Below are 24624 nucleotides of genomic sequence, written 5' to 3' on the forward strand. Positions count from 1 at the left end.
ACATCGCCATGCACATCGCTTTACGCGCAGCCGGTTTCAGCCTGATGACCCTGTTCGCCAGCTGCGGCGTCGGTGCTCAGGAGCTCGACACCCGTATCGGCAAGATCGCCATGGAGGGCGAACTGCCGGCCCATGAGTCGATTGCCAAACTCTACGCCGAGCTGGATTTCCAGCAGGCGACCCAGAGTTACCTGTGGGCCTTGCCACTGGTGTCCTACGCGCAGTGGCAGGAAGAGTTTCGCGACAAGCTTGGCGCGCGCAGCGGCGATCTGATGGTGCTCAACAGCTACGAAGACAAACTCGGCGTGATCACCGCCAACGCCACCACGCCGTACATTCTCGGCTTCGTCGACCTCAGCGAAACCGGGCCGCTGGTGATTGAACTGCCACCGGGACCGACCGCCGGCGGCATTGGCGATTTCTGGCAGCGGGCGATCATCGACATGGGCCAGACCGGCCCGGACAAAGGCCAGGGTGGCCAATACCTGGTGCTGCCACCGGGCGCGGAACCACCCGCCGACGCCGACAAGTATTACCTGGCCAAATCGGAAACCATGAACGTGCTCGTGGGCTTCCGGGTGCTGGATCCGGATCCGGCCAAGGGCAAGGCGCTGGTAGAAAAATTCAAGATGTACCCGTACGCCAAACGTGCCGAGCCGAGCAAGACCCGCCTGCTGTCGCCTGACGGTAAAAAGTGGTCGGGTACCCAGCCACGCGGCATCGCTTACTGGCAGCGGCTGCACCAGATCATCCAGAAAGAGCCGGTCAATGAACGTGATCGCTTCTACATGGCGATGCTCGCCAGTCTCGGCATCGAGAAGGACAAACCCTTCAACCCCAACACTCAGCAGCGTCAGGCCCTGGAGTCCGGCGCGCAGGTCGGTGAGCTGATCGCCAAGGCCAACACGTTTGCCAAGCGCTTTCCTGACGCGCAGTACTGGCCCGACCGGCATTGGGATACGGTGCTGAACATCGCCGAACCGTCGCAACGCGTGGCCTATTACGACCAGTTGTGGGAACGCAGCGCCTGGTTCTATGAAGCGGTGACCAACACCAAAGGCATGGTCTCCAAAACCCCGGGGCTCGGCCAGACCTACCTTGGCGCCTACACCGATGCCAAGGGTGACTGGCTCGACGGCGGCAAGACCTATCGCCTGCACGTGGGCGCCAACCCGCCGGCCAAGCAGTTCTGGTCGATGACCGTGTACGACATCGACAGCCGTTGCCTGATCGACAATCCGCAGCGCAAGGCCGACCTGTCCTCGCGCCAGGATCTGAAGAAAAACGCCGACGGCTCGGTGGACCTGTACTTCGGCCCAAGCGCACCCAAAGGCTTCGAGAACAACTGGGTGCAAACCGTGCCCGGCAAGCACTGGTTCAGCTACTTCCGCCTGTACGCGCCGACCGAAGCCTATTTCGACAAGAGCTGGAAACTCGACGACATCACGGTCGTGCAATGAATAAGGACGCCGCATGAACACACGCAATCTATGGCTGACCGGTCTGACCCTCGCCCTGAGCAGCAGCGCTTGGGCCGATTTCAGCGCCAGCCCCGAAGAAGCCCGAGGCATCGCCAAGGACGCCTACTTGTATGGCTTCCCGGTAGTGGAAATGTACAAGACCCTGTACACCCAGGCCGTGGACCGCAAGAGCCCGAACTTCAAAGCACCGTTCAACCAGATCGGCAACACCGCCAAGGCCTTCACCGCCAAGGACACCGCGTTCGTCACGCCGAACGCCGACACGCCCTACTCGTTCGTCTGGATGGACCTGCGCAGCGAGCCATTGATCCTGACCTTGCCGCCGATCGAAGAGCACCGTTACTACTCGGTGCAACTGATCGACGCCTATACGCAGAACTTCGCTTACCTGGGCACCCGCAGCACCGGCAACAATGGTGGTCATTTCATGATCGCCGGGCCTGACTGGCAGGGTCAGCAACCGATCAACATCGACCGCCTGGTGCGCAGCGAAAGCAACATCGCCTACGCGCTGTACCGCACGCAGCTGTTCGATGAAAAAGATCTGGGCAAGGTCAAGCAGATCCAGAAAGGCTACAAGGTCGAACCGCTGAGCCACTACGTAAAACAGAAAGCCCCGGCGCCGGCACCGAAAATCAGTTGGCCGAAACCGACGCCGACCATGAGCGAAACCCCGGAGCTGTTCCGCTACCTGAACTTCATGCTCGCCTTCACCCCGCCGCAGGACGTTGAAAAAGACCTGCTCGCACGCTTTGCCAAAATCGGCATCGGTGCCGGTCAGCCATTCGACCTGAAACAGCTCAGCGCCGAGCAACGCAAGGCTCTCGAAGACGGCATCAGTGACGCCAAGGCTGAATTCGCCGCGTTCAAGAAAGACAAGGTCGACACGCACGAACTCAGCAGCGGTGACTTGTTTGGCACCCGTGATCACCTCAAGGGCAATTACCTGTATCGCTACGCCGGCGCCAACATGGGCATCTTTGGCAACTCCGCCGAAGAGGCGAACTACATCGGTTATTTCGTCGACAAGGACGGCCAGCCGGCCGACGCAGCGAAACACGACTACACCCTGCATTTCGCCAAGGGCGCCCTGCCCCCGGCCGACGCCTTCTGGTCGCTGACTATGTATGACGGCAAGAGCAAATTGCTGGTGGCCAACCCGCTCAATCGCTACCTGATCAACTCGCGAATGCTGCCCGACTTGACGCTCGACGCCGACGGCGGATTGACCCTTTACGTGCAGCACGCCAATCCCGGCAAGGACAAGCAGGCCAACTGGCTGCCGGCACCGAACGGGCCGTTCTACGGCGTGTTGCGCCTGTACCTGCCGAAACCGGAAGTGGCCAGCGGCGAGTGGAAAATGCCGCAGCTCGACCCGGTCAATTCAAAACAATAAACGGAGCCAGTGATGGTCAAGCCTTACGTAGTGCGTCCGCTGCTGGCGCTGTGCATGATCGGCAGTCCTCAACTCTATGCAGCCGAAGGTGGTGTAGGCCGGCCGATCACCGGGCAACAGGTGTTTTCCAACGCCGGGATCATCCCGCCCGAACCGGGCTGGGTGGTCTCGGTCACCAGCATCTGGTACGACGGCTCGCTCAAGGGCAGCCGCGGTGCGCCGATTTCCGGTGAAGTCAGTGCCGGGATCGACATGAAAGTCTCCTACACCATGACCAACCTGACCCACATCTGGGACACCGGCAAAGGTCCCTGGAACTTCGCCTCGGCAATCGGTGTTCCACTGCAGTACACCGACATTGACGCGGCGATCACCGGCCCGCGCGGGCGCACCCTCGGCACCAGCGATTCCGGCACCCAGTTCGCCGACGCGCTGGTCACCCCGATTGCCGCCGGCTACCACTTCGACGAACTGAATCACATCGCGTTCTCCCTGCCGATCTACGTGCCGACCGGCGCCTACAACGACAATCGCCTGGCCAACCCGGGGCAGAACAATTACACGTTCATGCCCACCGTGGCCTTCACCCATCTGGACGGCAAGGGGGGCGAGTTCACCCTGTCCAGTGGCCTGGAGTTCTACACCGAAAACACTGCCACCGATTATCGCAACGGCAACATCTTCACTCTCGATGCCTTGTGGACTCACGGCTTCGGCAGTGGCTGGAGCGCAGGTCTCGCGGCCGGCTATATCCAGCAGGTCACCGACGACAAGGGCCAGACCGCCGACAGCCTCAATGGCTTCCGTGGACGCTCCGTCGGCGCCGGGCCGGTGGTGGCCTGGAGCGGCAAATTCGCCGATGCCCAAGCCAACATCAGTGCGCGCTGGGTGCCGGAGTTCGACACCAAGAACCGCCCTGAAGGCAACGGCATTGCCGTCAACATGACCCTGGCGTTTTTCTAGACCGGCCACCAAGGACTGTCCCATGACCGCACTCACCGACCTCAACGCCCTGCAAGCGAGCATCGCTGAAGCCATACTCGGCCAGGATCAGGTCATTCGGCAGATCCTCCTTGGCCTGCTGGCCAACGGGCATTTGCTGCTGGAAAGCCTGCCGGGGCTGGCCAAGACGCGCACGGTCAGGGCGCTGGCCACCCATCTGGACGCGAAGATGAGCCGCATCCAGTTCACCCCCGACTTGCTGCCCTCGGACATCACCGGCGCCGAAGTGCTGCATCAGGTCGCCGGGCAAAACGAGATCCGCTTCCAGCCCGGCCCGCTGTTCGGCAATCTGATCCTCGCCGACGAGATCAACCGCGCCCCGGCCAAGGTCCAGGCGGCGCTGCTGGAAGCCATGGAAGAACGGCAGATTACCGTGGCCGGCACCAGCCATTTGCTGCCGGAGCTGTTCATTGTGGTCGCCACACAAAATCCGATCGAGCAGGAAGGCACTTATCCGTTGCCGGAAGCGCAGATGGACCGGTTCCTGATGAAGGTGCTACTGGATTACCCCAGCGCCGACAACGAAAGCCAGGTGCTGCGCCTGTTGCGCGCCGAAGAGTTTGCCCAGGGCGCGAACACCGCGCCGGGCAAGGGCTTCAGCCTGTCACAGGAAGTGATTTTCGCCGCGCGCAAGGAGGTCAGCGCGGTGCACGTATCACCGGCCATCGACCGCTATCTGATCGACTTGATCAACGCCACTCGCCACCCGACCGATTACGACGAAGACCTCGGACGCTGGATCAGCCTCGGTGCCAGTCCCCGTGGCGGCATCGGCCTGGATCGTTGCGCGCGGGCCGACGCGTGGTTGCAGGGCCAGGATTTCGTCTCGCCGGACAACGTGCGCGCGGTGGTGCACCCGGTGCTGCGCCATCGCCTGCAATTGAGCTACGACGCAGTCGCGGATGGCGTGACGGCCGATCAGGTGCTCGACCGTTTGCTGGATAAAGTAGCAATCCCGGCATGAACACGGAGGGCCTGGTCTACGTTTCTCTGGCGCAATTGATGGCGCTGGAATTCAAGGCCCGTGACCTGAGTTTTCTGGCGCGCCAGCCCCAGGGCAGCATTCTTGCTGGCAACCATGCTTCGCGCTTGCGCGGCCGTGGCTTGAACTTCGATGAGCTGCGCCGCTACCAGCCCGGTGATGATTTACGTCACCTCGACTGGCGCGCTTCGCTGCGCACCGGCAAACCGGTGGTACGCACTTTTACTGAAGAGCGCGATCGCCCGGCATTGATCGTGGTCGATCAGCGCATGTCGATGTTCTTCGGCTCGCAACGCAGTTTCAAATCTGCCCTCGCCGCTGAACTCGGCGCACTGGCGGCGTGGATGGTGTTCAACGCTGGTGACCGGGTCGGCGGTCTGGTGTTCAACGATCAACGCATCGACAGCATTGCACCGCTACGCAGCCGCAAACGGGTCGAAGCCTTGCTCAGCCGCGTGGTGCAACAGAATCAGGCGCTGAACGCGTCCAATCCCGATGCCGAAGACGAAGACCAACTGGACAAGGCCTTGCAGCGTTGCCTGGCGCTGGCCGGTCACGACCATTTGATCTGCATCGTCAGCGACTTCGCCGGGGCGGGTGAACGTACCTTGCAGTTGATGCGGCAACTGCGCGCGCATAACGACGTGATTGCCCTGCAAGTCTACGATCCACTGGCCTTGAAGCTGCCGAGTGATGGCCGGCTGCTGGTCACCCAAGGCCAATTGCAGGTGGAACTGGCTGTCGAGAAACGCAGTGTGCATCAGCCGTTGGGTGATTATCTCGGTGGCCGCCTTAAGGACGTCGCCACCCTGCTGCGCCGCAGTCAGGTGCCGCTGATGATGTTCAGCACCGCCGAAGAGGCCCACGCGCAATTGCGCGCCGAGCTTGGCAAGTCTGCCGGCCCACGGCGATGAACCCGAATATCCCCGACATCAGCCAGCTCAAGGAGCTGAGCCTGCCGGCGCCGGTGAGTTATGCGCCGCAGACCTGGGGCTGGTGGCTGTTGCTGGGGCTGTTGGTTGTGCTGGCACTGGTGGTTGGCGTGCGGCGTTATTGGCAATGGCGACGGGATCAATATCGGCGCGAAGCGTTGGTGCGGCTGGCGCAGTTGCGTGTGCGCAGTGATGATCTGAATGCCCTGCGCGAGCTGCCCGAGTTGCTCAAGCGCGTGGCGCTCTCGATGCCCCTACCGGAGGCTCGCTGGTGGAACACAATAACGGTGGGAGCTGGCTTGCCAGCGATGAGGCCATCTCCTGCAACATCCGAGCTGACTGACACGACGCCATCGCTGGCAAGCCAGCTCCCACAGGGTCCTGCGGCGTTGGGAAGATCGGATTGGCAGGCCTTTCTGCAGCAACACAGTAAAAAACCTCTACCGGCCAATTTCAGCGAACAACTCGCCCAACTCGCTTACGCCCCCGACACCACCCTGCGCGCCCTCCCCGCCGAACAGCGCGAGGCGCTGTTCGACACCTGTCAATACTGGATGGAGCAGCACCATGTGGCAGCTTGATTACCCGTGGTTGTTGCTGCTGTTGCCGCTGCCGTGGCTGACCTTGCGTTATCTGCCGGCGTATCAGGAAGCCCGCAGCGCCGTGCGGGTGCCGTTTTTCGGCGCCATGAGCCGCGCCGTCGGGGAAGCGCCGAGCCGGGTCGGCAATCGTCAGAACCCCTGGCAGCGGTTGCTGAATCTGTTGGTGTGGATGTTGATCCTGCTCGCCGCTGCGCGCCCGGTGTTCGTTGAAAAACCCATCGAGCGCCAGCAACCGGTGCGCGACCTGATGCTCGCCATCGACATCTCGCAATCGATGGAAACCGAAGATTTCAGCAATGCCGACGGCCAGACCATCAATCGTCTCGCCGCCGTCAAACAGGTGGTGCAAGGGTTCATCGACAAGCGCAAGGACGACCGCATCGGCCTGATCGTGTTCGGCAGCGGCGCCTATCCGCAGGCGCCGCTGACCCTTGATCACGCCAGCCTGTCGCTGTTGCTGGCCGATACCGGCATCGGCATGGCCGGGCCGAACACTGCCATCGGTGACGCCATCGGCTTGAGCCTGAAGCTGCTCGACCAGGCCGACGAGGAGCAGAAAGTGCTGATCCTGCTCACCGACGGCAACGACACCAACAGTGCGATCACTCCTGACCACGCCGCCGAAATGGCCGCCAACAAGGGCGTGGTCATTCACACCATCGGCATCGGCGACCCGACGGCTTCCGGCGAGGCGCAGGTCAATCTGCGCGGGCTGCAACAGATCGCCCAGACCACAGGCGGGCAGTTTTTCCGCGCCGAAGACCGCGCAGCGCTGGATCAGGTCTACACCACCCTCGACCGCCTCACGCCGCATCAGGTGAAAACCCTCAGTCATCAGCCGCAACGCGAGTTGTTCCACTGGCCGTTGGGTGCGGCACTGGGATTGTTGGCGCTGTATCACCTCGGCGCCCTGCTGCGCCCGCGCTTGGCGCTTGCCCGCCAGCGGCAGGAGGCCTGAGATGGAGATCAATCTCGGTGATTTCCACTTCCTGCGCCCGCTGTGGTTGCTGCTCGCGCTGTTCGCCGCACTGCTGCCGCTGCTCTGGCGCCGCAGCCGCGACCTGCAGCGCCGGCTACGCAACAACATCGCCGAACATTTGCTGCCGCATCTGCTGGTCACGCCAAAGGATCTGCAGCACCTGCGCCCGGTGCACTGGCTATGCGCGATGCTGCTCATCGGCGCCTTTGCCGCCGCCGGGCCGACCTGGGAGCAGGATCGCCCGGACTTTCTGGAGAATCGTGCGCCGCTGATCGTCGCCATGGACCTGTCGCCGTCGATGGACGCCAACGACGTTCAGCCGACGCGGCTGGAAGCGGCCAAGCACAAACTGCACGACCTGATTCAGCGTCGCGCCGGCGCCCGCACCGCGCTGATCGCCTATGCCGGCAGCGCGCATCTGGTGTTGCCGCCGACCGACGATCCGGCGTTGCTCGACACCTTCATTCAGGCGCTGGGCACTGGCCTCATCGACAAACCCGGCAAGGACGTCAGCGCGGTCATCGAGCAGGCCAAACGCCTGCTCCGCGCCGAGAAAACCCCGGGCAGCCTGCTGCTGATTACCGACGGTGCCGACACCGCGCAATTCGATGGCCTCGACAAACAACTCGATAACAGCCAGTTGCAGGTGCTGGTACTTGCGGTCGGCAATGAGGACGGCGGCATGATTCAGGGAGCCGGCGGACAGCCGAAAGTCGACAGCAACGGGCGCCCGGTAGTCGGCCGCTTCGATATGGCGGCGCTCAAGCAACTGGCCGCCGCCCTTGACGCGCCGCTGGGCAGCCTCACCCTCGACGACGATGATCTGGACTGGATCGAGTTGCACGCGCAACAACACTTCCAGAGTGCCAGCGCCGAACAACAGCAATTGCACTGGAAGGACGCCGGTTACTGGTTGTGCTGGCCCCTTCTATTGTTGGCACTGCTCGGTGTGCGCAAGGGCTGGAGCGTCAACTGGGTGCCGGCGCTGCTGTTGGCCACAAGCCTTGGCTGGCCCGCCGCGCCAGCCAAGGCCAATGCACTGACCGATGCATTCTTCACCCGCGATCAGCAAGGGCGCTGGGCCGCCGAACATGAGCATTGGCCGCAAGCGGCGGCGCTGTTTGTCGATCCGTACTGGAAAGGCGTGGCGGCCTATCACGCGGCGGACTACGACCTCGCGCTGGTGACCTTTGCCCACCTGGACACAGCGCAAGCATGGTTTTATCTGGGCAACATTTACGTGCGGCGTTTCAAGTTCGATCAGGCGATTGCCGCTTACACCCAGGCCCTGCAAAGACAACCGCAATTTCCCGAGGCCACGGCCAATCTGGCGCTGGCGCAGGCGTTGCTCAAGGACACCGACAGCGCCGAAAAAAATGCCCCCGAGACCAAACCGGATGAAGTGAAATTCGACAAGGCGCCGGGCAAGGGTCAGAGCAAAAAAGTCGAGACCGAGCAGGCAGCGTCCGACGCGTTGTGGCTGCAGAACCTGAGCACCTCGCCGGCGAAGTTTCTCAGGCAGAAGTTCAGTTTGCAGGATCAGTCGGGGACCAAGCCATGAACCGGGTTGGCTTCATCGCTGGCAAGTCAGCTCCCACAAGGTTTTGCGCTGTTAACTCGATTGGCGATAACACAGATACTCCCTGTGGGAGCTGGCTTGCCAGCGATGAGGCCAGATCTGCCGGCAAAAAAATCTGCACCTTGCTCATAACCAGCTTGCTCAGCCTGAATGCCTCTGCCGCCGAACCCCAACTGAAAATCCACGCCCACCTGCAACCCGCCGAAGGCGTGATGGTCGGCGGACTGGTAGAGCTGCAAGTCGACGTGCTCACCGACACCTGGTTCACCAGCGCCGCGAGCCTGCCCGAACTGAAACTCGACGGCGCCTTGGTGACGCCGCCCGATGGCCGCGCCCAGCACCTGAATCAGACGATCGACGGACAATCCTTCAGCGGCTTGCGCTACAGCTACCTGATCACCCCGAATGTCGCCCGCCGCTTCGACATCCCGCCGTTGACGGTCTCTGCGACACCGGGTCAGGCCAGCAATGCAATCAATGCACACAGCCAACCCTTGCACTTCAGTGCCGCCCAGCCGCCAGGCTTCAAACCCGGAGAAACGCCATTGGTGGCCAGCGATGTGCGCCTGAGCCAAAGCCTGGTCAACTCGGCAACCCCGTTGAAAACCGGCGACAGCGTGACCCGCCAACTGACCCTGCAGGCCGATGGCGCACTGGCGATGGCGCTGCCGATTCTGCCACTGGGCGAGGTAGACGGTCTGAGTCGTTATCCGCAGACCCCACGAGTCAGCCGTCTGGATGACGGCCGCGGCAACGTGCTCGGTGGTCAGCGGATCGACGCTGTCACCTACCGCATCGACAAGGCTGGCGCCTACACCCTGCCGGACATCGCGGTGAAATGGTGGGACGTCAAAACGCAGCAGAGCCGCATTGCGCAAGTGCCCGCCGTGACCTTCGAAGCCGCAGCCGACAGCGCCTACAAACCGGTGTTTTCGATCACCGACGATCTCCAGCAGCTCGGCCGTAACAACCCGCACTTTTCCACACGCTGGCTGCTGTGGCTGGCGCTACTCGCCGTGTGCACTGGCGTCGGTTATTGGCTGCGTCCTGCCCTGTTGCGCGCCCGGCGCCAATGGCAGGTACGCAAGCACGCGCGGCAACTGGCCTGGGAGCAATCGGCGGACTTCGCCTGGCAACAGATCAACCCGCAACTGCAAGCTCATCCGACGCAATTGAGCGCGGTGTATCTGTGGCTGCGCCGCAGTCGCCTCGGGCTGCGTCTGGTGAACGCCGGCCCGCGCTTGCAGGGCCTGTTGCGCGGACTTTACGGGCGTGATCCGCAGACTGAACAAACACTTGTTCAACTGCGCCAATCGTTGACTACGCTTCACAGTCAGGTCGAACAACAGCCGCACAAACCGGCGTCGGCCCTGCGCCCGCTCAACCCTGTTCAGGAAAGGGAATTCCCATGACCACCCCGCCGCCGCACCGTCAACGTTTCAGCCTGGCATTGTTGTTTGCGCTGGCATTGCCATTGCTGGCCCAGGCCAGCGAACCTTTGCCGTCATGGAATGACGGACCCGCGAAAAACAACATCATCGCGTTCGTGCAGGCGGTTACCGACCAGAGCAGCAAGGACTTCGTCCAACCCGCCGAGCGTATCGCGGTGTTCGACAACGACGGCACCCTGTGGAGCGAGCAGCCGATGTATTTCGAGTTGCTGTTCGCCCTCGACGAGGTCAAGCGCAATGCGTCACAGCATCCGGAATGGAAAACCACTCAGCCATTCAAAGCGGTGCTGGAAAATGACCACAAGGCACTCGCTGCCGCCGGCATGGACGGGATTATCAAGATCTTCGGTGCCACCCACACCGGCATGACCACCGAGGCTTTCGACGATTACGCCAAGACCTGGCTGAGTCAGGCGCGGCATCCGAAGACCGGCAAGCCCTACACCGAAATGATCTTCCAGCCGATGCTGGAAATGCTCGACTACCTGCGCAGCCAGGACTTCAAGACCTACATTGTTTCCGGCGGCGACACCGGCTTCATGCGCACCTTCGCCGAAAAGGTCTACGGCATTCCGCCGGAACAGGTGATCGGCACCACGTTCGTCACCGCGTTCCAGTTCAAGGACGGCCAGGCCTCGATCCTGCGCACGCCAAAACTGGCGCACAACGACGATGGCCCGGGCAAACCGGAGAGCATTGATGCGGTGATCGGCAAACGCCCGATTCTCGCGTTCGGCAATTCCGACGGCGACCTGCAAATGCTGCAGTGGACCGCCGCTGGCCCCGGCAAACGCTTCATAGGGCTGGTGCACCACACCGACGCCAGACGCGAGTGGGCCTATGACCGAAAATCCGATATCGGGCGGCTCGACAAAGCCCTCGACGAAGCAAATTCCCGTGGCTGGACCGTGGTCGACATGGCGACCGAATGGCGCCGGATCTACCCGTACGATCCACCGGCAACCGGGCAGGTGCAATAAGAAAAAGCGTGACGCAGGACTGCAGTAAACGTAAGTCGCAGCAAGCGACACCCCCGCGCAAAAGGAGCAAGTCAGATGACTCGCATACGCAAGTGGCTACCGAAACTCGCCCTGGTGGCAACCTCGGTGATGGCGCTGTCGGCAACCGCCACAGCGGCTGAGAAACCCAACATTCTGGTGATCTTCGGCGACGATATCGGCCAGACCAATATCAGCGCCTATTCCATGGGCGTGGTTGGCTACAAGACCCCGAACATCGACCGGATTGCCAAAGAAGGCATGATGTTCACCGACTACTACGCGGAGAACAGCTGCACCGCCGGACGATCGTCGTTCATCACCGGCCAGACGCCACTGCGTACAGGTCTGTCGAAGGTCGGGATTCCCGGCGCTCCGGTCGGCCTGCAAAAACGCGACATCACCATCGCCCAGGCGCTCAAGGGTCTGGGTTATGCCACCGGGCAGTTCGGCAAGAACCACCTGGGTGACCGCGATGAGTACCTGCCGACCAACCACGGTTTCGACGAGTTCTTCGGTAACCTGTATCACCTCAACGCCGAGGAAGAGCCAGAGCGTCCGTACTGGCCCAAGGACGATGCCGAATTCGTCAAGGCCAATACCCCGCGAGGGGTGATCCACAGCTTCGCCGACGGCAAGATCGAAGACACCGGCGCCTTGACCACCAAGCGCATGGAAACCATCGACGACGAAACCACTGCCGCCGCGCAAGCGTTCATCGAGAAACAGGCCAAGGCCGACAAGCCGTTCTTCGTCTGGATGAACACCACGCGCATGCACGTGTTCACCCATGTACGTGATTCGATGAAGGGCCAGAGCGGCATGCCCGGCAACGAATATGCGGACGGCATGCTCGAGCACGATGCCGATGTCGGCAAACTGCTGAAAACCATCGATGACCTGAAAATCGCCGACAACACGATCGTGGTCTACACCACCGACAACGGCCCGAACCAGTTCTCCTGGCCGGACGCGGCGACCACGCCGTTCCGCAACGAGAAGAACTCCAACTGGGAAGGCGCGTACCGGGTACCGGCGATTGTCCGCTGGCCCGGCAAGATCAAGGCCGGCGAAGTCTCCAACGAGATGTTCTCGGGGATGGACTGGTTCCCGACCCTGCTCGCTGCTGCCGGCGATGCCGACGTGAAAGACAAACTGCTCAAGGGCTGGGCGCCGACTTCCGGTGGTACCAGCTTCAAAGTGCATCTGGACGGCTACAACCAGTTGCCCTACCTGACCGGCCAGCAGCCCAAAGGCGAGCGCAACGAGTTCTACTACTTCAACGACGACGGCATGCTGGTCTCGATGCGCTTCGACAACTGGAAAGTGGTGTTCTGCGAACAGCGCCAGCCGGGCGGTTTCCGGGTCTGGAGCGAGCCGTTCGTGTGCCTGCGCGTGCCGAAAATCCTCAACCTGCGGATGGATCCGTATGAGCGGGCGGATGTGGTGTCTGACCAGTTCTATGACTGGAACACCAAGAACGTCTATCTGGCCGGCGTAGCGGTGACCAAGTCTGCGAAGTTCCTGCAGACCTTCATCGAGTACCCGCCAAGCCAGAAACCGGCCAGCTTCAGCATCGACCAGATCCGTGCTGCGGTTGACGCCAAGATCGCAGAAAAAATCAAAGCGGCTCCGGCTGCACAGTAAGACCGTTGAACTGCCGCCCGCCCTCAGCGGCAGGCGGCCCTGATTTTCACCTGAGACCGTGCCGGCCCCAATCGCTGGCAAGCCAGCTCCCACAGGTATTTCTGTCGACCACAACATGAGTGTTCACTGAAGATNGCTTGCCAGCGATGAGGCCCGTACCGTCACAGATATTGTGTGATTTGAACAAGGCCCCCCCCCCGCATGTCCTCACGTATCGCCAGCAAGCCGTCGGCCATACCCACCGCCCGAGCCGCCACCCCGGCGCTGCTGATCCCTGCCCTGCTGTTGTGCACCTCCGGCGCCGCCGCGCTGGTGTATCAGGTGCTATGGATCAAGCAGTTGTCGCTGGTGGTCGGCGTCGAGGTCTACGCCATCACCACCGGCATCAGCGCCTTTTTCGCCGGGCTGGCCATTGGCGGCTGGCTGTTCGGGCGCTGGGCTGATCGCTTTCAGCAACCGGTGCTGCTCTATGCCGGACTGGAAGTGCTGGTGGCGATTCTTGGCGTTGGCGCCACGGTTGCGATGAGCCTGGCGGCGAGCCCGTTTGCCTGGTTGCAAAGCCATGTCGGCCTGCTGGCCTGGCTATTGCCATTCGCGCTAGTGGGGATTCCGGCGGTGTTGATGGGCGGCACACTGCCGGTGCTGGTGCGCTCGCTGGCGGCTGACCCGGGCAAGGCCGGCGGTCAGCTGTATGCGGCCAACACCCTCGGCGCAATTGTCGGCACCTTGCTCGCCGCATTCGTGTTGATCGCCACCCTCGGCGTGCGCGGCAGTGCGCTGTTTGCGGCGATGCTCAACCTGCTGGCGGCAACCGCTGCGCTGTGGCTGCAACGTCAGCGTCCGACGCCAGTTGCAGCCCCCGTCAAACCTCACACCGGGAAAGCCGCAGACCGCACCGCCCTGTGGTTATACGCCATCGCAGGCGGCGTGGCGCTGGGTTATGAGGTGGTCTGGTCGCAGTCGATCGTGCAGTTCATGAGTACTCGCACCTACGCGTTTGCCGTGGTGCTCGCCACGTACCTGACCGGACTGTTCATCGGCAGCACTCTGCTCGCTCGTCGCGTCGAGCGCATTCGCGATCCGTGGGGCGTGTTCGGTCTGCTGATTGCCGGTGCCGGGCTCATCGCTTTGCTGGAAATTGCTGTGCTCGGGCGTTGGCTGGTGTTGGCGCAAAGTCAGGCCGAGTACTGGGTGCTGACGTTCGGCGCGAGCGAACTGGCCGGCATGAGCGCACGTTTTGCAGTGGCGGCACTGAGCATCGTGTTCGTCCCGACGCTGTTGCTCGGCGCGGCGTTTCCGCTGGCACTGCGCTTGAGCGTGGGACGTGAACGCGTCGGGCGCGATGTCGGTGCCGTGGTCGCGTTCAATACGCTGGGCGGGATCGTCGGCGTGATGCTCTGCGGTTTTCTGCTGATTCCGCTGCTGGGGCTGGTGCGTACGCTAGGCCTGCTGGCAATCATCGCGGCCGGCATCGGCTACGTGGCCGTACGCAAGGGCCATCACGTCAAAAAAGGCCGGCGTCAAGCGGTAGTCGCGCTGGGGCTCGTGTCGATAGCACTCGCCGTGCTGACTCCGGTGGACAAACTTGCCCGTCTGCTGCCCGGTGCGCGCAACGGCACGCTGGCGTTCTACGAGGAAGGCCGAGGCGGCACCGTGGCGGTGGTCGCTCAGGGCCGTGGTGAAAACACCTTCCACCGCCTGTACATTCAAGGTGTGTCGAACACCGGCGATGCCATGCCGTCGCTGCGCTACATGCGCATCCAGGCCCTGCTGCCGTTGCTGATCCACAACGGCGAGCCACGTTCGACACTGGTGATCGGTTTCGGCACCGGGATCACCGCCGGCGCCCTGCTGCGCTATCCGGGCCTGGAACATCGGGTGGTTGCCGAGTTGTTACCGTCGGTGGTCAAGGCGGCGCCCCTGTTCAACGGCAACTTCAACGCCGCCAGCGATCCGGGCGTCGATGTGCGCCTTCGCGACGGTCGCCAGGAACTGCTGCGCAGCCCGCAGACCTACGACCTGATCACCCTCGAACCGCCACCGCCGTCGGCAGCCCGCGTGGTCAATCTGTACTCGCGAGACTTCTATCAGTTGGCGGCCAGTCGGCTGGAGCAACACGGCATCGTCGCGCAGTGGTTACCGTTGCCGACCCAGAACATCGACGACTCGCGCGCACTGGTACGCAGCTTCCTCGACGTGTTCCCGTATGCCTCGCTGTGGACCAGTGAGTTCCACGAGATGCTGCTGGTCGGTTCGCTGCAGCCGATGCAACTGGACGCGGCGAAAATCACCGAGCGTTTCCAGCAGGCCAGCGTGCGCAGCACTTTGCAGGATGTCGGGATTGGCTCGGCGGCCGCGCTGCTCGCGACGTGGGTCACCGACCGCGCAGGCCTTGAACGTTTCGCAGCCAATGCTCCGGCGGTCACGGACGATCAGCCCCGGATCGAATACGCGCCGTGGGTGCGCAGCAAGGAAATCACTCGGGTGTTGCCGGCACTGCTGGACTTGTATCAGCCACCAACATTGGTGAATGCCGATGCCGGGTTCACTGAGCGACTGGAGACACACCGTCAGCGCCTGATGCAGTTCTACCGCGCCAGCCTGCATGCGTATGACGGGGATCGGGATGCGTGGGGACGAGATATGCGTGAGGTGATGCGCGGGGATGGCGGCAACCCGTACTTCCGCTGGTTTACCGGGCAGTAACGCTGCCCCCTGTAGGAGCTGCCGAAGGCTGCGATCTTTTGATCTTGTTTTTAAAAAATCAAAGTCAAAAGATCGCAGCCTGCGGCAGCTCCTGCAGGGGCCCCGGGTTATTTACTGGCCTTGAGCTTCAGATACATCTGGTGCATGTCATTGGCCCAGCCATCAATCACCGGTTTGACGTCAGTGGCCTTCATGGCTTGCGTGTCGTTTTCCAACGGTTTGCCGGTGCCTTTGCGCACCACCTGCGCCACGACCTTGTTGCTCGCACCGTCGAGGAACACCGCTTCGGTGGCCAGCGTGGTTTCCTGATCGCGGATACCGCTGGCAGTGCTGACGGCTGCTGCCACCAACGCCACCGGGATCACTTCATAAGCGTGCAGGCCTTCGGTCTTGCTGCTCACAGCAGTGATGGCCGCACGCACCACAATCACGCCTGGGCCAGGGCCGTTGGCCAACGGCAGATCCTTGCTGATTTCACGCTTGAGCGCCTGATCGTAATAGGAGGTGATGCCGTTGAGGGTCTGTTGGGAAATCTTCGCGGTCGGTTGCGGCTTTGGATAGAGCTGGGTCGGCTCGATGTACACGCTGGTGAACTTGCTGATATCCACCTTCGGATCGATCCAGCGCATCACCTCGGCACCGGACGGCGATTTGGCCTCCTTGAGCTGGCTGTAGTCCTTGAGAAAGCCGGAATACTCATCGGGAGCGACGGTTTTGCTGGAGCAACCCACCACGCCAAGGGTGGCAATGCAGAGGGTGCCCATCATTACTGCTAGCTTCATGCTGTAACTCCTGTCAGAAGGCCTGAATGTATTGCGTTGGGGGGAGTTACAGGTATAGCTAAAACCGCGGCAATTGCGCTGAAAACCAGAAAATTCACACAACACCGGGCGCCGCGTCACAACTGACGTTTGACAGACGCCGGGCATCCGGCAAAGCTGCATCAAGCTTGAACGCATGCCAGCAGGCCAATGCATCTGACCACGGAAGTCGTAATGCCCAAGCATAAAAATAAAGTCGCACCGCCTGAACCTGATTCGTCCCGACCGTCCCTTTCGCGTTTTCTGTTCCCTCTCACTATTGGCGTGCTGCTGGCCGCTGTGGCGGGCATTGGCTGGTTTCTGTTCAGCACTGCGCCCGCGCCATACACGGCCCCGCCGATCAGCGCGGCGGCGCCTGTCGTCGCCAGACCGCAACCAGTGGCACAGAAGCCCGCCAGCATGGTCGATGAGCAACAATGCCAGGGCTGCCACACCGAACAGGTCAAGGACTGGCAAGGCTCGCATCACCAATTGGCGATGCAGCCAGCGAATGCCGACACCGTGCTTGGCGACTTCAACAACGTCACCTTCAGGGCCGAAAACGAGACCACCCGGTTCTCCCGCAAAGACGACCAGTTCCAGGTCAATACGCCGGGTATCGATGGCAAGAACGCTGACTTCAAAGTCGCCTTCACCTTCGGCATTGCACCGTTGCAGCAATACCTGATCGACGTCGGCGAAGGCCGTTTGCAGGCGCTCGGTGTGGCGTGGGATACCGAGAAACACCGCTGGTTTCACCTCTATCCCGGTCAGGGCGTGAACTTCAAGAATCCGCTGCACTGGAGCAAGCCCAGCCAGAACGCCAATTTCATGTGCGTCGAATGCCACACCACTGGCTTCAAGCGCAATTTCGATGCGGCCAGCAACACGTTCAACAGCCAGTGGAACAGCCTCGGGGTCGGCTGTCAGGCTTGCCACGGCCCGGCCTCGAATCACCTGGAGTGGACGCAAAAAAAAGATGACCTGATCCACAAGGGTTTTGCCGTCGACCTCAAGGACAAGAATGCTACCGTCGAAATCGAAACCTGTGCCCGCTGCCATGCGCGCCGTGCGCCGTTGGGTGATGGCTACACCGTCGGCAAGCGCTTGATGGACGACTACCTGCCCAGCACCCTGACCCGCGAATTGTATGCGCTGGATGGCAAGATCAAGGATGAGGTGTTCGAGCACGGCTCGTTCCTGCAGAGCAAAATGTTCGACAAAGGGGTGCGCTGCAGCAATTGCCACAACCCGCACAGCAGCGAACTCAAGGCGCCGGGCAACGCGGTGTGTCTGCAATGTCACAACACGGGTGGCAAGACCTCGGTCGAAGGTGTCGATGGCAAGGGCCTGCAGGCGAAGAACTACGACTCCATCGAACACACCCGCCACACCCCGGGCCAGCCCGGCTCGCAGTGCGTGGATTGCCACATGCCCGGCAAGTTCTACATGGGCAACGACTGGCGCCATGACCACAGCTTCAGCATCCCCAACCCGGAACGCGCGCAAAAACTCGGTACGCCCGATGCGTGTCTGAGCTGCCACCAAGGCAAGGCCGGTGACAAGGTCACCGCGCAATTCAAGGTGTGGAACGCCTCCGCAGCGACACCGCAGGCACCGCGCTATGACGAGAGCCTGTGGCTGATTCGCAACGGCCAGCCCGGTGCAGCAAACGCTCTGTATGAGCAATTGCAGCGCAGCGATCTGCCGGCGATTCAGCGGGCAACGTTGCTGGCCGAACTGCCGCTGTATCCGAGTGATCAGGCTTTGAAACTGGCGACTCAGAATCTGAAAGATCCAGCGCCGCAGGTTCGCGAAAGCGCGGTGCGCGCCATCAGTGCCTTCCTGCCGCCCGCCGAGCGCGCCTCGTTGCTGACACCGCTGCTCAGCGATCCGGTGAAAGCCGTGCGCATCGTCGCGGCGCGGGACCTGCTCAGCGTGGCGCGCAACAACGGCCTCGGCGCCGCACAGCCCCATTGGGACGCGGCGATTGCCGAGTATGAGGCGGTGCAGAACAGTCTCGCGGAACGGGCCGAGGCCAACCTGAACCTGGCAATGCTGTATCAGGCCAGTGGCCGTGCTGCCGAGGTCGAAGGGTTGCTGCGCACCGCACTCAAACGCGATCCGGATTTCTACCCGGCGCTGGTGACGCTGGTGCAATGGCTGGAGGCTAATGGTCGGGTTCAGGAAGCGCAGACCCTGCTGGACGACGGCCTCAAGGCGCACCCCGACGCTGCATTGCTGCAGCACACCCGTGGCCTGTCATTGATCCGCGCCGGCAAGACTGCCGAAGCCATGACCGCGCTGCACAAAGCCGCACAACTGGAGCCGCAGAACCCGCAGTACGGTTACGTGCTGGCGGTGGCGTTGCACGACAGTGGCAAGGTGACCGAGGCGTGTGACGAGCTGGAGCGTCTGCTCAAAGTCCAGCCGGCGAACCGCAATGCCCGGCTGTCGCTGATCCAGTACTACCTGGAGAACGGCCAGGAGCCGAAGGCCCAGGTGCTGTTGCAGGGGTGGAAGAAGATGAACATGGGCGATCCGGCGCTGAAATAAAGCGCCCTGTAGGAGCTGCCGCAGGCTGCGATCTTNTTGATGTTGCTTTTAAAAGATCGCAGCCTGCGGCAGCTCCTACAGGGTCATGTTCAGGCCTGTGTCACCAGGAGGATGTCGCCCCGCTCTTCAACGCCATCTCCCGGCGGCTGTTGGCGCGCATCGCCTTGATCAGCGACACCGAGCCCACCAGCAGAATCGCTGCGCCAAACAGGAAGTCGATGTTGTACAGCTGGAAGTCCTGCACCGGCCCCACCAGCAGCACGCGCACTACGGCAATCGCCACCAGCGTAGCGAGGAAGTCGATCCCCGGTTCGTCGCGATAGAACACGTGCAGCAGCGGCAGGCACAGCACCAGCAGCAACAACAGCACCACAACCTTGAACGAGCCTTTGCGCTCGACGCTGAACGCGCACTCGTGCGGACCGTAGGCCTTGTAGTCCTCGTCACGGATCATCGAATTTTTCTCGTTGATGTACTCGACTCGGTTGTATTTCTGAATCGGGGTGAAGGTGTTGGACAGGTCCATCAGCGTGGTGATGTTCTTGAAGCGCAGGTCGATGCGCTCGCTGCCCTTGAGGTAATACAGCACCGGTTTGTAGCCGTAGCGATAGGTGTCGAACGGAAAGTCGGTGACCTGGCCCTGCACGCCGATTGGCCGTGGCTCAAGCTCGGCGTAGGCGCTTTTGGTCGGTGAGGCGAGGTTGCGACTCAGCGGCTGGACCTTGACCTGTTCGAGGAAGATCGGCGTGACGCCATATGACCACTGCAACGGTTCGAGGCGCAGACGCAGTTCGTTGCGGCCCAGATCGTAGCGGTTGAAGGTGCGTTCGGAGACCACCAGCGAGCCACTGAGCATGAACTCGCCGCGCAGGTTGTTGGTGACGCGCAGGGTCAGTTGATCCTTGCCCAGCAGCGCCGCTTCGGTGGACGGCGGCGTGCCGCACCACGCGGTGCTTTCACCGGCGCCGCCCAACTGGCCGTCGCGGTTTTCCTTGAACACATAGAAGTAACTGGCCCACAGCGTCAGCATCAACAGCAACGCCGTGAGGCCCAAAATCTTTTTGCCCGCACTCACTACCCAGACTCCCTTCTTCGTTCCGTCGTCCAGCCGAAAACCCGCTGGCGACGGCGACTCTACCAAAAGGCCAGCATCGACCCAAGGGAAAATCCGGGAATGGTGCGGGATGTAAGGGTTTCCCCTGTACGAGCAATGGCAGACACCTGTTATGGCCACCACACCCAGTTGTGGNCCCTCGCCACAGGGTCATCCGACTCGGGATTTACCTTCTGCGGAATAGCGGGCGCGGCTCGATCACCGAGCGGCCGTACAGCACGCTCATGCCGGCCAGTCCTTTCAGGGCATCTTCGGCCGACTTGTCCTCGCGCACTGCGAAGCTGTCGAATCCGCACTGACGCATATGGCTGAGTTGATCACGCAGCACATCGCCAATCGCCCGCAACTCGCCGCTCCAGCCAAACCGGCTGCGCAGCAGATACGCCTGACTGTAGGCGCGACCATCGCGAAAGCTCGGGAAATCCAGGGCAATCAGCGGCAGCGAAGCCAGCCACGGCACCACGCTTTCAACGTCGTCGTCCGGCCCCAGCCACACCGCGTGGGTCGATGGCGATTGCAGCCAGTGCGCCAGCGGCAGAATCAGCAATCCTTGCGACCTGTCCTGCTCCGGCTCGCGAATCAGCGTCCACGGATCATCCTCGACCAACCGCGCCACACCCTGCTCCAGCCGCAGCAGATTGTTCATGCCGAGACCTCCAGCATTTTCGGATAGATCCGTTCCTTGAACGGCTCCAGGCCAATGCGCGCCACGGTGTCGACAAACAGCTCCTCGCTTTCGCGGTAACGCACGAAGGTGCCGATAATCCGCTCGATCACCTGCGGCACCTCAGCCGCGCTGAAGGACGGACCGATGACTTTGCCCAATGCGCTGTGTTTGCCCTGCGCGCCGCCAAGGGTGATCTGATACCACTCGCTGCCGTTTTTATCGACACCGAGAATGCCGATATTGCCGATGTGGTGGTGGCCGCAGGCGTTCATGCAGCCGGAGATGTTCAGGCTGATGTCGCCCAGATCGTGCAGGTAATCGAGGTTGGCGAAACGCGCCTGTATCGCTTGGGCAATCGGAATCGACTTGGCGTTGGCCAGCGCACAGAAATCGCCGCCCGGGCAGGCGATGATGTCGGTCAGCAGGCCGACGTTGGCGCTGCCCAGATTGCGCTCGCAGGCCAGTCGCCAGAGTTCATACAGATCAGACTTCTGCACATCGGGCAGGACAATATTCTGTTCATGGGCAATGCGAATCTCGCCAAAACCGAAACGCTCCGCCCAGTCGGCCACCGCCAGCATCTGCTGGCCGGTGACGTCCCCCGGCGGTGCGCTCAGACCCGGCTTGGTCGACAGCACCACGCTGGTGTAACCCGGTTTCTTGTGCGCCTGCACGTTACGCGCGACCCAGCGAGCGAACGCCGGGCTTTCGGCCAGACGCGTGCCAAAGTCCAGATCGGTATCGGCCAGGGTGTGATAGATCGGAGGCACGAAGGCACTGGCGACCCGCGCGTATTCAGCCTCGGTCAACTGCGCCGGGCCGTCCTTGAGGTGTTGCCATTCTTCCTCGACCTCTTTGGCGAACGCCTCGATGCCCAGCGCCTTGACCAGAATCTTGATCCGCGCCTTGTACTTGTTGTCGCGCCGGCCATGGCGGTTGTAGACCCGCAGGATCGCCTCGACGTAGGACAGCAGATGCTGCCACGGCAAACCTTCGCGGATCTGCACACCGAGAATCGGCGTGCGCCCCAACCCGCCACCGACGATCACTCGCAACAGCATTTGCCCGTCGCGCCCCGGATAAAGATACAGGCCGATGTCATGCATCATGATCGCCGCACGATCCTGCTTCGCCGAGCAAATGGCGATCTTGAACTTGCGTGGCAGGAAGAGAAATTCCGGGTTGATCGTCGACCATTGCCGGAGGATTTCTGCCAGCGGGCGCGGGTCGATCAGCTCGTCCGCCGCGACCCCGGCGAAGGCTTCGGTGGTGATGTTGCGCACGCAGTTGCCGGAGGTCTGGATCGCATGCATGTTGACCTGCGCCAGACGTTCAAGGATGTCCGGCACCTGCGCCAGTTCGATCCAGTTGAACTGCAGGTTCTGCCGCGTGGTGAAGTGGCCGTAACCGCGATCGTAATCGGCGGCGATGCTTGCCAGTGTGCGCATCTGTTCGGCACTCAGGGTGCCGTAGGGGATCGCTACCCGCAGCATGTACGCGTGCTTTTGCAGGTACAGGCCGTTTTGCAGGCGCAGCGGCAGGAACTCCTCATCGCTCAATTCACCGGCCATGAAGCGCTCGACCTGATCGCGAAACTGCGCGACGCGCTCGAACACCAGTGCGCGGTCGTAATCGTCGTATTGATACATGTGCCTGCCCCACCTCATCAATTAATTCTGTGGGAGCGAGCCTGCTCGCGAATGCGGTGTGTCAGGCAACTGCATTGTTGGCTGACACACCGCATTCGCGAGCAGGCTCGCTCCCACAGTTTTCGTAAAGGCACTATGGACGAGCAGCGCAGCACACAACAGATTCACCTGAAACGATAAAAACCGTATCAGGGCGCGGCAGAACGCCGCAGTCAGCACTCCAATCTGATCCGTATAAATGAAAGATTCCTGAGCCTGTTTTGTTTCTGGCGGTATTCCTACAGTGCAGCTCGTGCCAGACCAGGGTGGCCTGGCAAGACTTTGCAACCGTGGAAGAATTGACCATGAGCACAGCAACAATCGGACAGGCTTATAACTACAAGGTCGTCCGCCAATTCGTTATCGCGACGGTGTTCTGGGGTGTCGTCGGCATGGCGATGGGGGTATGGATCGCCTCGCAACTGGTATGGCCGGACATGAACCTCGACCTGCCCTGGACCACCTTCGGCCGCTTGCGACCATTGCACACCAGCCTGGTGATTTTCGGTTTCGCCGGCAGCGCGCAATTCGCCGCCAGTTACTACGCGGTGCAGCGCACCTGCCAGGTGCGGCTGTATTCGGACAAGCTCGCGGCCTTCACGTTCTGGGGCTGGCAATCGGTGATCGTGATCATGCTGATCACCCTGCCAATGGGCTACACCACCACCAAGGAATACGCCGAGATCGAATTCTCCGGCGCGGTGTGGATGGCGGTGGTCTGGGTGGCGTATGCCATCGTGTTTTTCACCACCGTGGTGCAGCGCAAGACCAAACACATCTACGTCGGCAACTGGTTCTTTGGCGCGTTCATTCTGGTGATCGCCATGCTGCACGTGGTCAATCACCTGTCGATCCCGGTGGACTGGTTCAAGTCCTATCCGGTGTATTCCGGGGCCACCGATGCCATGGTGCAGTGGTGGTACGGGCATAACGCGGTGGGGTTCTTCCTGACCACGGGCTTTCTCGGAATGATGTATTACTTCGTGCCGAAACAGGTTAATCGCCCGGTGTATTCGTACCGGTTGTCGATCGTGCATTTCTGGGCGCTGATCACCCTGTACATCTGGGCCGGCCCGCACCACTTGCACTACACCGCGCTGCCGGACTGGGCGCAGTCCCTCGGCATGGCGATGTCACTGATCCTGCTGGCGCCGAGCTGGGGCGGGATGATCAACGGCATGATGACCTTGTCGGGCGCCTGGCATAAGTTGCGCACCGATCCGATTTTGCGCTTCCTCGTCCTATCGCTGGCGTTCTACGGCATGTCGACGTTCGAAGGGCCGATGATGGCGATCAAAACCGTCAACGCCCTCTCCCACTACACCGACTGGACCATCGGCCATGTTCACGCCGGGGCCTTGGGCTGGGTGGCGATGATCACCTTCGGCGCGACGTATCACATGGTGCCGAAAGTCTTTGGCCGCGAGCAGATGTACAGCACGCCGCTGATCAACCTGCACTTCTGGCTGGCGACCATTGGTACGGTGCTGTACATCGCCTCAATGTGGGTCAACGGCATCACCCAGGGCCTGATGTGGCGGGCGATCAACGAGGACGGCACGCTGACCTATTCGTTTGTCGAGGCGCTGCAGGCCAGTCATCCGGGGTTCATCGTGCGCTTTGCTGGCGGGGTGTTCTTCCTCAGCGGCATGCTGCTGATGGCCTACAACGTCTGGCGCACGGTGCGGGTCGCCGACGTGGCGCTGGCGCGCAGTCAGGCGCAGATCGCCTGAGTCCGGGAGCTGAAGAGGATGGATATTTTCTTGAATGTGCTGGGCGTGGTGTTTCTGTGGCTGGCGGTGGAGTACTGCCTGCGCCACCAGACGGCGGAAAGCCTCGACGATGCGAGCATGGTGCCATTTGCCGATGATCCGGAGGTGGCACGGCGGGTGGAACTGGCCACCGGCAAAACCGTGAAAGCGGTGGCGCCGGAAGAGGCGAAACCGGGCTGGATCAACCTCGACATGTAATCCCCCGCCCCGTGTAGGAGCTGCCGAAGGCTGCGATCTTTTGATTTTGGTTTTCTAAAAACAAGATCAAAAGA

The 24624-nt window shown here is 61.7% G+C and carries 19 protein-coding genes; 15 read left to right on the forward strand and 4 right to left on the reverse strand.

Annotated features, from left to right (window positions below):
* The first annotated feature begins 8 nt into the window (after window positions 1-8).
* The 12 genes from ACTJKS_RS07630 to ACTJKS_RS07685 all read left to right on the forward strand — a co-directional run bounded on the left by ACTJKS_RS07630 (window position 9) and on the right by ACTJKS_RS07685 (window position 15755).
* A complete protein-coding gene (locus ACTJKS_RS07630; protein WP_262948359.1) occupies window positions 9-1460 on the forward strand; it encodes a DUF1254 domain-containing protein in 1452 nt (483 codons plus the stop codon).
* A gap of 13 nt (window positions 1461-1473) precedes the next feature.
* Window positions 1474-2877 (forward strand): DUF1254 domain-containing protein, encoded by a 1404-nt coding sequence (locus tag ACTJKS_RS07635; protein WP_108182596.1) that lies wholly within the window; start codon window positions 1474-1476, stop codon window positions 2875-2877.
* A gap of 12 nt (window positions 2878-2889) precedes the next feature.
* On the forward strand, window positions 2890-3840 hold the full coding sequence (locus ACTJKS_RS07640) for a SphA family protein (protein ID WP_262948357.1): 951 nt from the start codon (window positions 2890-2892) through the stop codon (window positions 3838-3840).
* A gap of 22 nt (window positions 3841-3862) precedes the next feature.
* Window positions 3863-4843 (forward strand): AAA family ATPase, encoded by a 981-nt coding sequence (locus tag ACTJKS_RS07645; protein WP_262948355.1) that lies wholly within the window; start codon window positions 3863-3865, stop codon window positions 4841-4843.
* Window positions 4840-5775, forward strand: coding sequence for a DUF58 domain-containing protein (locus ACTJKS_RS07650; protein ID WP_086791064.1), 936 nt, complete (start codon window positions 4840-4842; stop codon window positions 5773-5775). The genes ACTJKS_RS07645 and ACTJKS_RS07650 overlap by 4 nt, the downstream gene beginning before the upstream one ends.
* On the forward strand, window positions 5772-6374 hold the full coding sequence (locus ACTJKS_RS07655; protein WP_262948354.1) for a DUF4381 domain-containing protein: 603 nt from the start codon (window positions 5772-5774) through the stop codon (window positions 6372-6374). Before ACTJKS_RS07650 ends, ACTJKS_RS07655 begins: the two co-directional genes overlap by 4 nt.
* Window positions 6361-7353: a vWA domain-containing protein gene (locus ACTJKS_RS07660; protein ID WP_041066956.1), complete on the forward strand. Its 993-nt coding sequence runs from the start codon at window positions 6361-6363 to the stop codon at window positions 7351-7353. Before ACTJKS_RS07655 ends, ACTJKS_RS07660 begins: the two co-directional genes overlap by 14 nt.
* Before the next feature lies 1 nt (window position 7354).
* Complete coding sequence (locus ACTJKS_RS07665; RefSeq protein ID WP_262948351.1) at window positions 7355-8935, forward strand: VWA domain-containing protein; 1581 nt, start codon at window positions 7355-7357, stop codon at window positions 8933-8935.
* Window positions 8932-10365 carry a hypothetical protein gene (locus ACTJKS_RS07670; RefSeq protein WP_262948350.1) on the forward strand — a complete coding sequence of 478 codons (1434 nt, stop codon included), beginning with the start codon at window positions 8932-8934 and terminating at the stop codon, window positions 10363-10365. The genes ACTJKS_RS07665 and ACTJKS_RS07670 overlap by 4 nt, the downstream gene beginning before the upstream one ends.
* Window positions 10362-11384: an HAD family hydrolase gene (locus ACTJKS_RS07675; protein WP_262948348.1), complete on the forward strand. Its 1023-nt coding sequence runs from the start codon at window positions 10362-10364 to the stop codon at window positions 11382-11384. The genes ACTJKS_RS07670 and ACTJKS_RS07675 overlap by 4 nt, the downstream gene beginning before the upstream one ends.
* Window positions 11385-11459: 75 nt before the next feature.
* Window positions 11460-13049 carry an arylsulfatase gene (locus ACTJKS_RS07680; RefSeq protein WP_041066944.1) on the forward strand — a complete coding sequence of 530 codons (1590 nt, stop codon included), beginning with the start codon at window positions 11460-11462 and terminating at the stop codon, window positions 13047-13049.
* A gap of 201 nt (window positions 13050-13250) precedes the next feature.
* The gene (locus tag ACTJKS_RS07685) at window positions 13251-15755 is read left to right on the forward strand and encodes a fused MFS/spermidine synthase (protein ID WP_440828811.1); all 2505 of its coding nucleotides are present in this window, start codon (window positions 13251-13253) and stop codon (window positions 15753-15755) included.
* A gap of 107 nt (window positions 15756-15862) precedes the next feature.
* Here the strand turns inward: ACTJKS_RS07685 and ACTJKS_RS07690 are convergent, their stop codons facing one another.
* Complete coding sequence (locus ACTJKS_RS07690; RefSeq protein WP_041066938.1) at window positions 15863-16537, reverse strand: DUF3313 domain-containing protein; 675 nt, start codon at window positions 16535-16537, stop codon at window positions 15863-15865.
* 213 nt (window positions 16538-16750) lie between these two features.
* On the opposite strand from ACTJKS_RS07690, the gene ACTJKS_RS07695 reads away from it, so the two are divergent.
* Window positions 16751-19111 carry a tetratricopeptide repeat protein gene (locus ACTJKS_RS07695; RefSeq protein ID WP_262948344.1) on the forward strand — a complete coding sequence of 787 codons (2361 nt, stop codon included), beginning with the start codon at window positions 16751-16753 and terminating at the stop codon, window positions 19109-19111.
* Between the two features lie 100 nt (window positions 19112-19211).
* On the opposite strand, the gene ACTJKS_RS07700 is transcribed toward ACTJKS_RS07695, so the two are convergent.
* The 3 genes from ACTJKS_RS07700 to ACTJKS_RS07710 all read right to left on the reverse strand — a co-directional run bounded on the left by ACTJKS_RS07700 (window position 19212) and on the right by ACTJKS_RS07710 (window position 22541).
* The gene (locus ACTJKS_RS07700; RefSeq protein ID WP_108182587.1) at window positions 19212-20186 is read right to left on the reverse strand and encodes a hypothetical protein; all 975 of its coding nucleotides are present in this window, start codon (window positions 20184-20186) and stop codon (window positions 19212-19214) included.
* A gap of 205 nt (window positions 20187-20391) precedes the next feature.
* Complete coding sequence (locus tag ACTJKS_RS07705) at window positions 20392-20871, reverse strand: DUF934 domain-containing protein (protein ID WP_108182586.1); 480 nt, start codon at window positions 20869-20871, stop codon at window positions 20392-20394.
* Window positions 20868-22541, reverse strand: coding sequence for a nitrite/sulfite reductase (locus tag ACTJKS_RS07710; protein ID WP_108182585.1), 1674 nt, complete (start codon window positions 22539-22541; stop codon window positions 20868-20870). The genes ACTJKS_RS07705 and ACTJKS_RS07710 overlap by 4 nt, the downstream gene beginning before the upstream one ends.
* A gap of 344 nt (window positions 22542-22885) precedes the next feature.
* On the opposite strand from ACTJKS_RS07710, the gene ccoN reads away from it, so the two are divergent.
* Together ccoN and ACTJKS_RS07720 are read left to right on the forward strand one after the other, a co-directional pair.
* Window positions 22886-24313, forward strand: a complete 1428-nt coding sequence (ccoN, locus tag ACTJKS_RS07715) for a cytochrome-c oxidase, cbb3-type subunit I (protein WP_027613751.1) — start codon at window positions 22886-22888, stop codon at window positions 24311-24313.
* A gap of 18 nt (window positions 24314-24331) precedes the next feature.
* Window positions 24332-24550 (forward strand): CcoQ/FixQ family Cbb3-type cytochrome c oxidase assembly chaperone, encoded by a 219-nt coding sequence (locus ACTJKS_RS07720; RefSeq protein WP_108182584.1) that lies wholly within the window; start codon window positions 24332-24334, stop codon window positions 24548-24550.
* The last annotated feature ends 74 nt before the right edge of the window (window positions 24551-24624 follow it).

The sequence above is a fragment of the Pseudomonas sp. 22189 genome, from assembly GCF_052045635.1.
GTDB lineage: Bacteria > Pseudomonadota > Gammaproteobacteria > Pseudomonadales > Pseudomonadaceae > Aquipseudomonas > Aquipseudomonas parakoreensis.

Excerpts from the sequence above, each read along its gene's own strand:
- ACTJKS_RS07630 (WP_262948359.1), top strand. The coding sequence starts at position 9 with ATGCACATCGCTTTACGCGCAGCCGGTTTCAGCCTGATGACCCTGTTC.
- ACTJKS_RS07635 (WP_108182596.1), top strand. The coding sequence starts at position 1,474 with ATGAACACACGCAATCTATGGCTGACCGGTCTGACCCTCGCCCTGAGC.
- ACTJKS_RS07640 (WP_262948357.1), top strand. The coding sequence starts at position 2,890 with ATGGTCAAGCCTTACGTAGTGCGTCCGCTGCTGGCGCTGTGCATGATC.
- ACTJKS_RS07645 (WP_262948355.1), top strand. The coding sequence starts at position 3,863 with ATGACCGCACTCACCGACCTCAACGCCCTGCAAGCGAGCATCGCTGAA.
- ACTJKS_RS07650 (WP_086791064.1), top strand. The coding sequence starts at position 4,840 with ATGAACACGGAGGGCCTGGTCTACGTTTCTCTGGCGCAATTGATGGCG.
- ACTJKS_RS07655 (WP_262948354.1), top strand. The coding sequence starts at position 5,772 with ATGAACCCGAATATCCCCGACATCAGCCAGCTCAAGGAGCTGAGCCTG.
- ACTJKS_RS07660 (WP_041066956.1), top strand. The coding sequence starts at position 6,361 with ATGTGGCAGCTTGATTACCCGTGGTTGTTGCTGCTGTTGCCGCTGCCG.
- ACTJKS_RS07665 (WP_262948351.1), top strand. The coding sequence starts at position 7,355 with ATGGAGATCAATCTCGGTGATTTCCACTTCCTGCGCCCGCTGTGGTTG.
- ACTJKS_RS07670 (WP_262948350.1), top strand. The coding sequence starts at position 8,932 with ATGAACCGGGTTGGCTTCATCGCTGGCAAGTCAGCTCCCACAAGGTTT.
- ACTJKS_RS07675 (WP_262948348.1), top strand. The coding sequence starts at position 10,362 with ATGACCACCCCGCCGCCGCACCGTCAACGTTTCAGCCTGGCATTGTTG.
- ACTJKS_RS07680 (WP_041066944.1), top strand. The coding sequence starts at position 11,460 with ATGACTCGCATACGCAAGTGGCTACCGAAACTCGCCCTGGTGGCAACC.
- ACTJKS_RS07685 (WP_440828811.1), top strand. The coding sequence starts at position 13,251 with ATGTCCTCACGTATCGCCAGCAAGCCGTCGGCCATACCCACCGCCCGA.
- ACTJKS_RS07690 (WP_041066938.1), bottom strand. The coding sequence starts at position 16,537 with ATGAAGCTAGCAGTAATGATGGGCACCCTCTGCATTGCCACCCTTGGC.
- ACTJKS_RS07695 (WP_262948344.1), top strand. The coding sequence starts at position 16,751 with ATGCCCAAGCATAAAAATAAAGTCGCACCGCCTGAACCTGATTCGTCC.
- ACTJKS_RS07705 (WP_108182586.1), bottom strand. The coding sequence starts at position 20,871 with ATGAACAATCTGCTGCGGCTGGAGCAGGGTGTGGCGCGGTTGGTCGAG.
- ACTJKS_RS07710 (WP_108182585.1), bottom strand. The coding sequence starts at position 22,541 with ATGTATCAATACGACGATTACGACCGCGCACTGGTGTTCGAGCGCGTC.
- ccoN (WP_027613751.1), top strand. The coding sequence starts at position 22,886 with ATGAGCACAGCAACAATCGGACAGGCTTATAACTACAAGGTCGTCCGC.
- ACTJKS_RS07720 (WP_108182584.1), top strand. The coding sequence starts at position 24,332 with ATGGATATTTTCTTGAATGTGCTGGGCGTGGTGTTTCTGTGGCTGGCG.